General features: G+C 35.9%; 12 protein-coding genes. 1 reads left to right on the top strand and 11 read right to left on the bottom strand.

The annotated features are described in order from the left end of the window. Window positions 1-41: 41 nt before the first annotated feature. The 11 genes from FCI53_RS18290 to FCI53_RS18345 all read right to left on the bottom strand — a co-directional run bounded on the left by FCI53_RS18290 (window position 42) and on the right by FCI53_RS18345 (window position 13,226). Window positions 42-359 carry a magnesium chelatase subunit ChlI family protein gene (locus tag FCI53_RS18290; protein ID WP_281279564.1) on the bottom strand — a complete coding sequence of 106 codons (318 nt, stop codon included), beginning with the start codon at window positions 357-359 and terminating at the stop codon, window positions 42-44. Window positions 360-497: 138 nt separating this feature from the next. After that, window positions 498-1,316 (bottom strand): hypothetical protein, encoded by an 819-nt coding sequence (locus FCI53_RS18300; RefSeq protein ID WP_138420465.1) that lies wholly within the window; start codon window positions 1,314-1,316, stop codon window positions 498-500. A 730-nt stretch (window positions 1,317-2,046) separates the two neighbouring features. Beyond that, window positions 2,047-3,813 carry a nitrilase-related carbon-nitrogen hydrolase gene (locus tag FCI53_RS18305; protein WP_138420466.1) on the bottom strand — a complete coding sequence of 589 codons (1,767 nt, stop codon included), beginning with the start codon at window positions 3,811-3,813 and terminating at the stop codon, window positions 2,047-2,049. 78 nt (window positions 3,814-3,891) lie between these two features. Further along, window positions 3,892-4,827, bottom strand: coding sequence for an acetamidase/formamidase family protein (locus FCI53_RS18310; protein WP_138420467.1), 936 nt, complete (start codon window positions 4,825-4,827; stop codon window positions 3,892-3,894). Between the two features lie 27 nt (window positions 4,828-4,854). Beyond that, on the bottom strand, window positions 4,855-5,553 hold the full coding sequence (locus tag FCI53_RS18315; protein WP_138420468.1) for an ABC transporter ATP-binding protein: 699 nt from the start codon (window positions 5,551-5,553) through the stop codon (window positions 4,855-4,857). Between the two features lie 20 nt (window positions 5,554-5,573). After that, window positions 5,574-6,326: an ABC transporter ATP-binding protein gene (locus tag FCI53_RS18320; protein ID WP_138420469.1), complete on the bottom strand. Its 753-nt coding sequence runs from the start codon at window positions 6,324-6,326 to the stop codon at window positions 5,574-5,576. After that, window positions 6,307-7,365 carry an ABC transporter permease subunit gene (locus FCI53_RS18325; RefSeq protein ID WP_138420470.1) on the bottom strand — a complete coding sequence of 353 codons (1,059 nt, stop codon included), beginning with the start codon at window positions 7,363-7,365 and terminating at the stop codon, window positions 6,307-6,309. Before FCI53_RS18325 ends, FCI53_RS18320 begins: the two co-directional genes overlap by 20 nt. A gap of 1 nt (window position 7,366) precedes the next feature. Further along, window positions 7,367-8,242, bottom strand: coding sequence for an ABC transporter permease subunit (locus FCI53_RS18330; RefSeq protein ID WP_138420471.1), 876 nt, complete (start codon window positions 8,240-8,242; stop codon window positions 7,367-7,369). Window positions 8,243-8,340: 98 nt separating this feature from the next. Next, a complete protein-coding gene (locus tag FCI53_RS18335) occupies window positions 8,341-9,594 on the bottom strand; it encodes an urea ABC transporter substrate-binding protein (protein ID WP_138420472.1) in 1,254 nt (417 codons plus the stop codon). Between the two features lie 803 nt (window positions 9,595-10,397). Then, window positions 10,398-11,825, bottom strand: coding sequence for a sodium:solute symporter family protein (locus tag FCI53_RS18340; RefSeq protein WP_138420473.1), 1,428 nt, complete (start codon window positions 11,823-11,825; stop codon window positions 10,398-10,400). Between the two features lie 309 nt (window positions 11,826-12,134). Continuing rightward, the gene (locus FCI53_RS18345) at window positions 12,135-13,226 is read right to left on the bottom strand and encodes a nitrilase-related carbon-nitrogen hydrolase (protein ID WP_171038237.1); all 1,092 of its coding nucleotides are present in this window, start codon (window positions 13,224-13,226) and stop codon (window positions 12,135-12,137) included. A gap of 201 nt (window positions 13,227-13,427) precedes the next feature. Between FCI53_RS18345 and FCI53_RS18350 the strand changes: the two genes are divergently transcribed. Next, window positions 13,428-14,183, top strand: a complete 756-nt coding sequence (locus FCI53_RS18350; protein WP_138420475.1) for an IclR family transcriptional regulator — start codon at window positions 13,428-13,430, stop codon at window positions 14,181-14,183. The last annotated feature ends 449 nt before the right edge of the window (window positions 14,184-14,632 follow it).

The raw sequence follows: 14,632 nt of genomic DNA on the forward strand, positions 1-14,632 counted from the left end.
TGAGCCACAGTGGCTCCTTTTCGTACCGGGTTGTCCACCTTTCATGGACTAATGTCTTTTTTGGGTACCGATATCCCTTGCTCTTCTCCATTTAAATCAGCGATGGTTCTAGCTAATCGTAAAATTTTCACTTGAACACGGTTGCTCCATAGTTGTTTTTGGGCACATTTTTCAATTAGTTGAATTTGATCTAGGGACACGTTGCCTTTGTTTTTCAGTGTTTCAAGCGAGGCGGTTGCATTCCGATCATTGCTTTGGTAACGCGCTTGTTGCATCGTTTGCGCTTCGATCACTTGTTTACGTAGCTCTGCAGATGTGGGACCTTTTGCGGCATTGGTATTGACACGGGAACGAGTGATAGGAAAATATCAAACCGATCGAGCAAAGGACCGGAGATTCTGTTGTGATACTTTTCCCAAGGGGTCTGACCCCTATATCCTAGGGGGGGCAGACCCCTATATCCGATCATGGGTCACTGGTACCCCATAGCCCCATTATTATCTATTTAAAACTTTTTGTTTTTCCTTGTTAAACTCATCTTGTGATAAATATCCATCTTTATATAAACTGACAAGTTTTTGAATTTCGTTAATCCTAGAATGATTTTTCTCAGTTGAAGATATATTTTGGTTATAATAACTCTGTTTATCCTCTTTATCCGCTTGATGAATCAAGACCTCTCCTAACTTAAACCATTCATATACTTCATTATATGCTTTTTTATATTCGGTAGTATTCGTCTCTAATTTTTTTAAAAAGTTAAAAAAACTAAATCTTTTTATAGGTTGGTTTGTATCATTTACTACAAATTGCAACTCTATATCCTTAACTTTTTCATGGTGATTTTTTTTACCACTTAAACCACCGATAATAGCACCCGTACCACCTAATGCTAAGCCGCCCATAATTGTTCCTGCTAATTGACTTCCTCTTGATGTTCGAGTAATAGATTCACTGTCTTGAATGATTTCAACCTGTAACAAATCACGATAATTAATTTGAACTATATCAAAGTAGCCATCTTCTTTTAAAACAAAGTAAATACTTTTATCTCCCTCACTATAGATAAGAGTATCTTTGGACCATTCATTTGTGAATTTTTTTGTTTCTTTTATTTTAAAATTGTCTATTGTTTCCAGTAAAACTTCATCTGAGGTTTTACCACCAAATTCTTCTTTTTCATTTTTCTTTTGCATTACATCCAAAAGAACACCAATACCTATTATGACTAGTGGGATTATTAATAACAACCATGGATTAACGGATATTATTATTAAAATGATTACAAATATTAATATGCCTAAAAATATTGGCACATTAATCACCTCCCCCTTTCCTACTCATCTTACCACAATTTTCTGTAAGATAGCACTTCTTAACTCCCTAATGGGATAACTAATAAAGAACGATTCTAAACGGGGGTGATTTAAATACCGTTACCCTTGCTATGTAATTACATAAAAGTAACCACTTTACCTTGGTAGGGTAGGGGCGATTGCTTTTTTATGAGTTCTGATCTCATGCCTAAACTTACAAGAACGAACATTCCTGGTTAAACGAGATACCTCTTTAGAATGAAGAGCATTCCAATAAAAGATGATCGACTGTCCTTGTTGAATGGACATTTGTGTTTTCAGGGGGTCTGACCCCTGTATCCAGGGGTATGCTCACTGTCCCCAATATCCCGCTGATAACATAACTGTACATTCGTCTTTATAAATTATTAATTCCAAAAGTAGCGGAATTAGGAAATACCCGTTCCGCTACTTTTTGTATATTCTTGTTCTTATACGAATTAACTTATAAATGTTCTTCTCTATACTAATAATTCCGGATGGGTGCCCCCCCTTTCCCAAACCATGCTACGAAATACTTTCAAAAATCAACCAATAGATTGTGTACCCTTGTTCTGCTCTCAAAAGATTATGAAGGAAAGTTTGCGAAAAGATTTGGAGTAAGGAAATTGGCTAAAAAAGAAACTATATAGGGTACATATCACTGATACCTACTATCAAAATTCACAGAAAATTTTCAGTTAAACAACTTTTATAATTTATTGATCACTAAGCCGTTATCCGTATTAGTTGTCCTAATGAGGTCTTTATACAAATGTGGTTGTCTCATTAGAACCAGATCTTTACGGCGAACAACATTAGTTGGATAGGTGGTGTTTTCTTCATTCGTTGTATCCATTTCAATTATTGCAACTCCCTCTTCTCCAAATAAAACGGATTCGTTACGAGGAAAGTGAAAAGTATCTGGTCCAAAAACTCCACTTCTACCTTTACTAATTTTCATATCGTCATCCAATGCGTTCGAAAAAGCTAAATAAACATTATTTTCTCCTGCACGAACTCTATAAAAATGCCAATGGAGTGGATCTGCTCCCGTAGGAATAGGATAGTTTTGTTCTACATCTGTACCAACATGCCCAGAGGTAATTGGAACATCTATGGCAGAAGGACAGACAATTAAGTCGCTTCCCAATAGAGATAATACTCGACCAGTCTCAGGGAACATAGCATCATATCCTACCAACATACCAACCCTACCAATTGGTAGATCAAAAGTTTCCCATTTTTCACCTGGTGTTGCCCACTCCTTATCTTTTGTATTTAAATGCATCTTTCTATATTTACCTATAAATCCTTCTGGTCCTGTAAGAATAGCAGTGTTGTAGTAAGAGGAACCTTCCACCTCAACGAATCCAGAAACAATGTATATTTTATGTTTTATCGAAAGATGGACGATCGATTCTACACTAGGTCCCAAAATGGTTTCAGCAGATTCTGGTTGGAAAGGTCCACTAATAGAAAGTTCAGGGAACACAACTAATTCCGCACCGTTTTGTTTAGCCTCTACAGTTAAATCTAGTATCTTTTCTACATTCACTTCAACATTGGATGTGACTTCCATTTGCGCAACGGAAATACGAGACTTTTTCCCCTTTGGTAGGGGGTTATTTCCATATAGGCCAAAAAAATCAAGAGGGTTCCACATAAACGTATTTGTCATTAACTCCATATACTTTTCTGGTCTTCTATCAAATAAAATGGAATTATCACTAATCTCATTTTTACGAGATTCGGCTAAATCAACCTCACCATAAAAGATTCCATCCCCCTTATCTACATAGCCTTGAACATGTCCATCCGGGCTAATGACACAGCTCCCGCCACTAAATTGCACTGTACGTTCGTACCCCCATCTGTTACTTTCTATTAAATAACATTGGTTTTCATATGCTCGATTAATCCAATATGGTGCAGGGGTACGCTCTGCTAACCAATTGCTTATATGGCAAATCACGTCCGTCCCACGCAAGGCAACTAATCTAGCTGTTTCTATAAAATGAATATCCATGCAGATGAGTAGTGATATCTTTCCAATTTCCGTATCAAAAACAGGATGGTCAATGTCGCCAGAAGCAGCCCACTTTGGTTCAGATATATATGGATGTGTCTTACGATGTTTTCCAATTAAACCTTTAGGTCCAATTAAAACAGCAGAGTTATAATATAAATTAGTCTTTAAATCAACTTCAGGAAGACCAATAACAATATATATATTATATCTCGTTGCTAATTCTTCAAATTGGTTAGTAGTCTTTCCCGGAATAGATTCGACAAATGGAGCAACCTCTTCACGGTTATACCAACAATAACCCGTCGTCCCCATTTCAGGAGTAACAATTAACTTTGCACCACTTCTTGCTGCTTCTTCCACCATTTGATAGAGCATACCTATATTATAATCTTTCTCAAACTGCGTTGGCTCAAATTGGATCGCTGCTACTTTATAGTTTGTGTTCATAAAAAATTAACTCCTTTTAACTAAAAATTGAATGAAAAGAGAGACGCCCTAGTCATTAAAGGCGTCTAGTCTCTAAAATTATTCTCCAGGATGTACATATTTCTTCTGAATTTTAGCAACCAATGAATAATAAGTATCTACCATATTACCGACATACAGATTACCAATTTGAGTTAGGGCTTGGTACGCTTCAAATTTTTCCCAACCTAACTCTACCATCCAATCGATTAGTTCGGCATAAGCAATTCGAGCTGCATCCTCCATTGGACGAGCACTACCCACTACCATATACTCGGTATCACTTTCAATTCTCGGCCACTTTATTTCTTTTCCTTTAATTAATTCAAATTTCATCTTAACTTTCGCTGCAATTTCTAAGGCTACCCCGCATAGTTCTCCATCCCCTTGACCAGCGTGGCAGTCACCTGTATAAAAATATGCCCCTTCCGTTCTTACTGGTAAATATACCTTATTCCCTGGCTTTGTATCTGGAACATCCATGTTTCCTCCATGATCAAAAGGAGTAAGTGCAGAAACAGCTTCAATTTCTGGTGCTGTTCCAATTGTGCCTAAGAATGGACGCCACGGGAAATTTAAACGTTCATTATTTGTTAACATTCCATTAGCTAACTTATAGATCCAAACCTTTTCTGGTAATGGTTCGTGTAATGTTCTTGTTAAATCAGTAGCAGTTAAACCACCGAAATTTTCTTTCATCACACTAACAGCCCAATCTCTTGTTGGTTCAATATCAATAATATGTGCCACTAGTGTATCTCCTGGTTCAGCGCCTTCTATATATATTGGACCTGTTTGCGGATTTAAATAGTCCCCCAAAATTTTAGATGGTACATCATCTCCACTAGTAATTTGATTTTCAAATGCATCTTTTGTTAAAATTTCAACAACTTCTCCCGGAGACACACGTACTATCGGATCAATATATTTTGAGAATACATAGCTATGTTCTCCTGGTTGCTCAATCATTTTAATACTTTTAAGTGTTTTTCCCATAGGTATATCACCTTTCTATAATAAATTTTAAACTGCTAAATATTGTTTTAAGACACTATAATCTTTAATATCGTCACCAACAATTTCTCCAACCACCTGCCCTTTATCCATCGCATAACAACGCTGTGACATCTGTTGAATCAAACCAATATGTTGTTCTACAAAAAGAACTGTTATTCCAATATCCTTGTTAATCTGCCGAACAATATCACTTATATGACTTACTAGGTTTGGCTGAATCCCTTCTGTAGGCTCATCTAACACAAGTAGATCAGGGTTACCAACAAGAGCCCTACTAACTGCTAATGCGGCTTGTTCACCACCACTAAGTGTCCCTGCCTTTTGCTTTCTTCTATCTTTTAACTTAGGAAAATATTCATACACTAAGTTTAAATCGTTGTTCTTTCTGTCCTTATTAATAGATCCACCCATTAATAGATTTTCTTCTACAGTCAATGTAGGAAATGTACCATGACCTTGAGGTACATAACCTATACCGAACCACGCCCTCTCGTAGGCCTTTAATTTTGTGATATTTTTCTCTTTAAATGTTATTTCACCATTAGTACTCGGAATAAGACCCATTAAAGTTTTAACGAATGTACTCTTTCCAATTCCGTTTCGACCGATAATCGAGACAATCTCGCCTTCTTGAACTTCTATATTCAAATCCCTTACGACGATAACCTTGTCATATCCGGATTGTAATCCCTGAACCTTTAACATGCTAATCCCCCTTTCCAATTTCAGCCATTTCCTAAATAAATTTGAACAACTTCTTCATTTGATTCAATTTCAGAAATTGTTCCTTCTGCAAATTTCTGCCCGAAGTGTAATACAGTTACCTTCTGGGCTATTTGCCTTACAAAATCCATATCGTGATCAATAAATAAAATAGTGATTCCTTCTTTATTTAGCTTTCTGACTAATTGCGCAGTAAATTCTGTTTCTTCTGGCCCCATCCCAGCAGCAGGTTCATCGAGTAGCAATAACCTTGGTTTACACGCTAGTGACATTGCTATTTCAAGCCATTGCTGTTGACCGTGGGAGAGATTATTCACAATTTCATTTTTCAAATGACGGACATCCATTAGATCTAGTAATTTAGTAATCTCTTCATCCATTTTTGCTAGTTTTGTATGTTTTTGTGTAGCGATTCGCATATTGTCATACACACTAAGTTCACCAAACACACCTGGAATTTGCATTTTAATACTTAACCCCATATCTGCTCTTTCCCAGTTTTTCTTCTTTGTAATATCTTTCCCTTCAAAATAGACACTACCAACACTCGGTTCATAAACACCCATAATCATTTTGAAAATGGTACTCTTCCCAGCACCATTTGGACCAATAAGACAGTGTAACTCCCCTTCTCTTATGGATAGGTCAACGCCATCCACAGCCCTAATCCCGCCAAAGTATTTCCCTAAATTTTTTAACTCTAAGATGCTTTTTACGCTTACTTTATTCGCACTTCTAGTTAATACTGTGTCCATGGACTTTCTCCTTTTCTTTCAGTTTTATAGTAGGCTTTTTTCTTATTCTAGAGAATACTAACTGATCAATCCATTTAAAGAGTGCTACTACAATCCCTTCCGGAACAAAGAGAATAACTAATACCAACCCTAAACCTAAAATGACTAGAGCATATTCACTACCACTAGCAGATAAACTTTGGGAGAACCAATAATAAGCAATGGTGAATATGACAGACGCAGTAATATTTTTTCTTCCAGCAGCTGCAACCAAGACAACCGGTAAAGTAGCGGCTGTCAACCCGAACGAAGAAGGTGTTATATAACTACCCCATGTTGCATATAAAATACCGCTTAGAGATGCAAGACCTCCACCTATCGCAAAAATAGTGGTTTGATATTTGGGAACATTATATCCAAAAAGCTTTGTTCGTTCACGATTTTCTCTAATTGCTATTGCTGTATATCCAAATTTTGAAATGCCTAAATATCTTAGACCTACATAAACAACAAGTAAGATAAAAAGAATAAAGTAGTAGAAATTAATTCCTGTTAACATAAAGGAACCAAAGGAAATGGTTGGTATCCCATCTATTCCATTAAAACCACCAAGACCAATTTCTCCAATCTTCCACTCTGAACCAGCTGTTTGCCCCATAAAAGTTTCGAGAACAACGGTTAGACAGAGAGTAATCAGACCAACAAATACATCATTAACACCACCATAGAACATAAAATACCCTAACACCCATGCTATTGCGGCTCCTACTAAAACCCCAACAATTAAACCAACTGGTGTGAAAGCAGAAATCCCTATGTTCATCGTTAATATGGCATAAAAATAACCACCAATACCAAAAAATGCAGCTTGTCCAAAACTAAAAATACCGCAAAATCCCCAAATCAATGCAAGACTCATCGAAAGGAAAACCATGGATAAAAAATAAGATAGATTTAAAACTTGATATGACGATACAAATAGCGGATAAACAAACAACCCTATAAACATGACGATCCCTACAATGTTCTCTGTATTTAATTTAATTTTAGAAGTATTCATATTAAGCATCACGTCCACGCATTAATTTTTTTTCTACCAAACCTGAGAAACCTAATGGAATTAATCGAATAACAATGATAGCCACAATCAATAATCCTAAACGACCATAAAAAGTTCCCCAAATCATATTTAAAGCACTATTGACAAAACCTAATACCCCTCCAGATAAGAAGGTTCCAATTAATGGATTTGACCCACCTACAATTACTGTTACAAAGCTTTGCATGAGAAAACTATTCCCAAAACTTGGAGAAACAGCCATGGTTGGAGCATAAAGTCCACCTGTTAGCCCAGCAAATGCTGCACCTAGCATAAAAGTCAATGAGTACACTTTGTTTGTATTGACTCCTAAACTTCTTGCAATTTCTTGGCTTTGCATGGTTGCTCTTGATTGTAATCCGAATTTGGTATGCATAAACACCCAATATATTACACCTAAGACAGCAATAGCGATTACGAATAGTAAGATACGGTATACCGAATAATTTTCCCCTCCAATAGACAAAGAGCCTAACGGCGTCCCTACACCCTGAATAGATGGGCCAAAGATAATTAACATTCCTTGTGCCATAATCATACTAATCCCCCACGTTGCAACTACTGAGTCTAGTGTTCTTCCATACAATTTAGAAATGATTAATCGGTCAATTATAAATCCATAGATTCCAACGAGTAAGGCACTCAGTGCAATCGATATAAATAAAGGAATCCCAGCCATTGTTGCAAGTGTTGTTATATAAGCGCCTAACATAATGAATTCTCCATGGGCTAAATTAATGATACCCATCATTCCAAAAATGACAGCAAGCCCAATCGCTGCTAGGATTAAAAAAGCAAAGTTATCCATATATTGATAAATGAATCCAAAAATGCTCATAGCTGCACTCCTTTCAAAAGATTATTTTTTATTTTTGTAGGAAATAAGGTTGAAAGAAGAAGATGAAATAGCAATAGTCACCTTCTTCTTTCAACTGATTAATCTATTGGTGTATATTGACTAAAGTCATCCTTTTCTGCTAGGTTTACACCTTTTTCAGTTGAAAGCCAATATGGCTCCACTGCTTCCCACTTTCTAGGGAATGTAATGTTATGTTCTTTGTCACTATAAGCAAGATAGACATCTCTAATAGCATGGTGTGTAGCCGGATCTATGGTTACGGGACCAGCTGGACCATCATAAGTAATACCACTTTCAAGCGCTTCAATGACAGCATCCGTTTCCGTTGTACCTGCTTGTTCTACTGCCTTAGCCCAAAGCTTAACACCACTGTATTGCGCCTCAGCTTCCATACCTACATATTCATCATCAGGAAATTTCTCATAGAATTTATCGACAAATTCCTTAGCAGTTTCATTTTCACTAGCTAATTCTTCCATGAAAGTAGCTGTGACGTACATGTTAGCTAATGCAGGTGCCTCGTAACGTAAATGTTCATACCCTTGAACCATATTTACTGTTGTTGCCATCGGAATGTCAGTATTTCCTTCTAATGCCCATTGGCCATAGAAAGAAGACTGTTCTTGACCAACAAGTAATGTAACTAAAACATCTGGTTTAGCTTCGTTAATTCGACTTATGGTACTACCAAACTGTGATTCACCTAGAGGAATAAATTCTTCATTAACGATTTCTCCTCCTCGTTCTTCTACAATGGTACGGAACCAGTCAGCTGAAATTTGTCCAAAGTTATAGTCAGCTGAAATGGTATAAAAACGTGATCCATATTCCTCCATCATCGCTTCAACCAAAGTTTCGATTTGGTGTTCTGGAATTGCGCCAGTTGCGAATGTGTATTTACTTGCAACTCCACCTTCATATTGGTTGTTATAAAAATAAAGCATCTCATTTTTTTCCATAATTGGACGAATTGCTTCACGTGAAGCACTTGAGTATGCACCCATTATGGCATCGACTTTATCATCTAAAATTAACTTTCTAGCCATCTCCTGATAGCGAGTATTATCAGATTGAGTATCAGGTGCTATAATTTCGACTTCTTTTCCTAACAATCCACCATTTTCATTGATTTCCTCTACTGCAAGTTGTGTACCATGTAACTTTTGAACACCTACAAGTGAAAAGTCTCCCGATACATCTTCAAGAACTCCTAGCTTAATTTTTTCTTCGGATCCATCGCTAGCGGAAGAACCAGAAGAACATGCTGCAAGAAATAATGATAGTAGCAAAGTTAAAACCAAGAAAATATTACTATTTTTTAATTGATTCAAATGAATAGCCCCCTATAAATTTTATATTTTTTTAATTCCAATACTGGTCAGTTGGTTGGTTGGATGATTGGTCTGACCAAGTACTCCAAAAATAAAAGACCACCTCTTATTTCATCCCTCCATCCAATTATGGAATTACCTTAAGTACAAGCTATCATAGCAATCACACGTTTTCTTTCCTTTTGAGAGATTATCTGACAAATTTTTTCAAAATTTAAAAAAATTTAAAACCGCTTTATATAACCGCTATCAGTAATGATAGCGGTTATATTTATTTAATAAAAATTTTGAAATTATATATACTTTAATAGGGGTTTTTGGATTGTTTTCATAATTAAAAGTTCATACAATCTTTAAAATATGAAAAGGGATTATTTTTCTTTTTAAGCAAAAAAGCGAGGCCACTGACCTCGCTTTTTTGGATAGGATGTATCACTTTAATCCCGAACTAAATAATGGAGCATTTAATCTCTAAACCATCCTGTTTGCTACTCATTATTTTATTATTTTCAGCACATGATGTAAGTGGTTTTCCATTTCACTGTAGGCAGCCATAGGATCCTGATTACATACTTGACAGGGGTATGCTCACGCCCCTATATCTAATTACCTTTTTAACAGCAACTGATAGAGGAGATAAACGAGCTTGGAATTTGAAACAAGTTCGTTTATTTTTTGCCTTTTAATAACAACGGTTAACCTTTTCTCACGGGCGGTGACAGCACCGTTCATTTATAACTAGTGCACGATTGCCTATCGCACAAAAGGAGAATGCATCAATAACATTCTCCTTCTAATATTAACTAATTAACCTTTCTAGTTTCTGTTGTAGATAAATCTGAGGTATTTTTAGGTTTTGCAAGACTAATAGCTACAGTTATAACTAAAGACACTAATGCTCCAGTAGGTCCGGATAAGAATGGAGAAGGTAATTCAACCAAATTCATGGATGGACTTAACAAGGCTGCAACTATAAATCCTCCTATCATACCTACAAAAGCACCTTGTGCTGTTGTCTTTTTCCACCATAATTCTAATAATAATGGACTTAGAAAAGCACCAATAATAAGTGATTGTGCAAGTGCCATGACGAGGAAAATTAATTCTGGTGGTCTTAATGTAATAATAACAGTTAATATTCCAATACTAATTACGATCCATCTTGTAGCCTTTACAGATTTATCTTTAGGCAATTCCTTTTTGAAAATGATAGGATATAAATCACTAGTAATGGCTGAAGCAGCTGTAAGTAGTTGAGCATCAGTAGTAGACATTGCAGCGGCTATGACTGTTGCAACAAATAATCCAATCATAATCTTAGGAAACAACTGTTCTACCACTAAGAAAAAACCCATATCAGGATTAGAAATTTCAGGAACATTAGCAATTAAATATATACCAACAAAAACAGTTGCTAAATAAAATATGGAGAGATAGGTGATTGCTGAAGCTGATGTTTTGACAGCTGTTTTTTCATCTCTTGCTGCACTATAACGCATAACAACATGAGGAGAACAAATAACCCCTAATGCAAGTAATAAGCCAAAACTTAAGCTAAAGAGTGGACCAGGGCCTCCCCAAATATTTAGTGAGATTGGATTATTCGATATGGAGGACGAGACTGTTTGACTCCAATCATAAGAAAAGATTACAACTAGCCCTACTAATACCATAGTAGAAGTCATCATAAGATTCTGCCAAAAGCTAGTCGCAATCGATGCATAAGAACCGCCAAGAGCTACATATGCAATAAATACCAAACCTATAACTGTCACCGCTAGTTCATAATTTATACCTAGAACATATTGAATAGCAAATGCTCCACCCTGTATTTGGGCGATCATATAAACAAACATGGTTACAACAGTAACAAGTGCTGCGACCACTCTTACCTTTTTATTGAATCTATTTTCAAAAAACTGAGGAAAAGTTAAAATTTCAGATTTTCTAATTTGAGGAGATACGAATACCATTGCGATGATAAATCCTAATAATAGTCCAAGATTCCCCCATAAAGCTGGGGCAATTCCAGATGCAAACATCAAACCAAGTATGCCTAAAAATCCACTTGTACTTGTATACGTGGATGCAAGAGCACCACCACCTAGCCATGCTGAAATAGATCGGTTAGCTACTAAAAAACCTTCTTCTCCCGTTCCAGCTTTTTTACGATAGTAATAACCAATGAAGATCATGATAGCTAAATAAATAATTACCATTGTTAAAATCATACGTTTACCCCTTCCCCATTATTAAAATTTAAATATTTTCTTAGAAATAAAGATTGCTAGAATCGCTACCGTTGGCTGTAAAAGCCATAACAAAAACAATGCAATTGGTAAACTCATAATCTGTAGATTAGAATTAGACAATAGACTATAAATTATTATTGAACATAGAATGAAAACCATAATCATTATAAGAGCTAATCCATATTTTGGTTTTTCCATTACATTCAACTCCCATCCCTTATAAATTGAAAGTACAATCACTTTTTTTGTATGACAGCATCCGTTCCAGACACTGTCATACACAATAGACTACTTCAAATAATCAGGTAGTTTTTCAGGCGCATTATAAATATCGTTATCTATAAATTCTTTAATTGATTCAAATGGGTCTCTTGCTTTTCTTGTTCTTGGCGATTCATTATTAAATTGATTACCTTTATAGATATCATTAGCATATATTTTTCTATATATATCATTTCTGAGAAGTGTTGGGAAGTTCCTGCTTGGATCGGTACGCCTTCTTCTAAGTTCTTCTAGATTTATAACCGAACTAATAATCCCTTCGCCTGCATGATCATCGTAAGCGGTTACAACTCCGTTATAGTTAACGATCATTGATTTTCCTGGAGCAAAGTTTTTAGGACGTAATCCTCCTGTTACTCCTCCCCAAGAAGCACCTATCAAATAACTTACATTCTCCCAAGCCCTCATTTTATTCATGGATTGCCATATATTCTGCGGTTCTGACATTTGTGGGTCTGTTAATAATGGATGTAAAATAACCTCAGCCCCTTGTACACCTAAGGCTCTAGCAGTCTCAGGAAAATGACCATCCATACAAGTAATCGTACCAATTTTTCCGATTTCTGTATCAGTTACAGGAAAAAATGTAGATAAATCATCTCCATACATCTCAACATATTTATCATAAACATCATGCGGGCTTACAGCTAACTCATAGTGTGTAGCCACAGTAATCTTGCGGTACTTATGGATAATTTCTCCCTTCGGATCCATGACAAAGTGAGTATTAAAAAAATAACCATCATCAATCCAATCTGGATCCCTTTCCAAAATACAGCCAGCGATATAAACCTTGTGTTCTCTTGCCTTATCCGCAAGTAAACACATTTCTTCCCCTTCAAAATCAATCAACACTTCGTTGACATAGTGATCATAAGACCAATGACCTTCATGTCCTTGAATAAAAAATTCTGGAAAAGATATTAGCTTAATAGGTGCCCAATCACCTTCAAAACCTTCTTTTGCACTGGGCTGCACTTGTGGTGCAGCATCAATTAACTCTAAACATCTTTTTAAGTTTTTCATAATATCATTTCGTTTTTCCACTAACTTAATTTGTGGTTGAATAGCCACTGCTGTATATAGATCATATACCATTCCCATTCCTCCTTTTCGATTATCGGAATTACTTTCCTATAATTGGATTACATTTATCTTAAATCACAATTATTCTAGCTGTCAATACTTAATATTCTGAAAATAATAAAAATTTGTTAATTATTTTCAATTCATGTACAATACTAATAAAGTTTGCTGTATGGTTTGTACATTAAATTTTTACGAAAATGAGGTATTCTTATGAGTTCTAAAAGTTCCGGTTCTTTGGTTGCAGAGCGCACCCTGCAAGTAATTCTTCTGTTTCAAAACAATAGAAAGCTGAAACTTACTCTTTCTGAAATTGCTAATTCCTTAGAAATAAGTAGTGCAGCTGCACACCGTATTGTGTCCACACTTTGGGAAAAAGGGTTTTTATTAAGAGATGAATCCAAACGCTATATGCTAGGCACTATTTTCATTAAATTAGCTCAAATGGTAGAACCTAATCTCAGAAGTATAGCTATGCCCATTATGAAAGAGCTGTCTGAACAAACACAGGAATCTATATATCTAAGTATTTCACATAATCCAAACTATTATGTCTTTGTTGATGGTGTAGAGAGTCCCCACCCTTTGAAGTGGTCTGTTGAATTCGGAAATCCATCATCAACGTATGCTGGTGCCGGGGGGAAAACACATCTAGCATTTCATGAGAAAGATAAGTGGTTGACCGTCATAAATCAAAACAAACTTAAGAGTTATACCAGAAATACAATAACCGATAAGGATAAATTGATAAATGAGTTAGAGAGAATTCGCGAGGAAGGATATGCAATAAGCTACAGTGAGCGGTATGATGGTGTAGTAGCAATATCCGTCCCAATACATAACTTTACACAACAATCAACCACTGCACTTAGTATTTTTATACCTGAATATAGATTTAAAGAAGAAAGTCTAGATAAGTATATTTTTGAACTGAAGAAAAGTGCTGAAGAGATAAGTTCTAAACTGTAGTAAAATCACAATAAAAACGTTGCAAATCAAGTGTCAAACGCCCACACCTATGGATTAGATGTGGGCATTTTCGTTTTATTTAGTTATATTACACACAATATCTTAATAGTCATCGTATTGCAATAACTAAGGATACGGTGAATTATCATTAAAATAGCTGGTCATTCAGTGGAACGGTATCAAAAAGTTACTCCACTCCCTAGCAAGCCATCTCCCTTACTTAAAAAAGCTTTCAAACTGTAAAAGTTGCACCTACACAAAAATCTTCCTTCGACAAAATTCAGGTTGTGACAGGCACCTATTATTAAATTTTGTAACAGGATGATTACGGCCACGTGATTTTACCACCCTTGCCATGTTTTTTACCAGACTTCGCCATGAAATTTACCACACAACGCCAACACACTTACCAATCATCATAAAAGCCCTACAGTTTACTAGTTTTATAA

The organism is Aquibacillus sediminis (assembly GCF_005870085.1).
Classification (GTDB): Bacteria; Bacillota; Bacilli; order Bacillales; family Amphibacillaceae; genus Aquibacillus_E; species Aquibacillus_E sediminis.

Coding starts and splice junctions, on each gene's coding strand:
- FCI53_RS18345 (WP_171038237.1), bottom strand. CDS start 13,226: ATGGTATATGATCTATATACAGCAGTGGCTATTCAACCACAAATTAAG.
- FCI53_RS18310 (WP_138420467.1), bottom strand. CDS start 4,827: ATGGGAAAAACACTTAAAAGTATTAAAATGATTGAGCAACCAGGAGAA.
- FCI53_RS18350 (WP_138420475.1), top strand. CDS start 13,428: ATGAGTTCTAAAAGTTCCGGTTCTTTGGTTGCAGAGCGCACCCTGCAA.
- FCI53_RS18315 (WP_138420468.1), bottom strand. CDS start 5,553: ATGTTAAAGGTTCAGGGATTACAATCCGGATATGACAAGGTTATCGTC.
- FCI53_RS18325 (WP_138420470.1), bottom strand. CDS start 7,365: ATGAATACTTCTAAAATTAAATTAAATACAGAGAACATTGTAGGGATC.
- FCI53_RS18320 (WP_138420469.1), bottom strand. CDS start 6,326: ATGGACACAGTATTAACTAGAAGTGCGAATAAAGTAAGCGTAAAAAGC.
- FCI53_RS18340 (WP_138420473.1), bottom strand. CDS start 11,825: ATGATTTTAACAATGGTAATTATTTATTTAGCTATCATGATCTTCATT.
- FCI53_RS18305 (WP_138420466.1), bottom strand. CDS start 3,813: ATGAACACAAACTATAAAGTAGCAGCGATCCAATTTGAGCCAACGCAG.
- FCI53_RS18330 (WP_138420471.1), bottom strand. CDS start 8,242: ATGAGCATTTTTGGATTCATTTATCAATATATGGATAACTTTGCTTTT.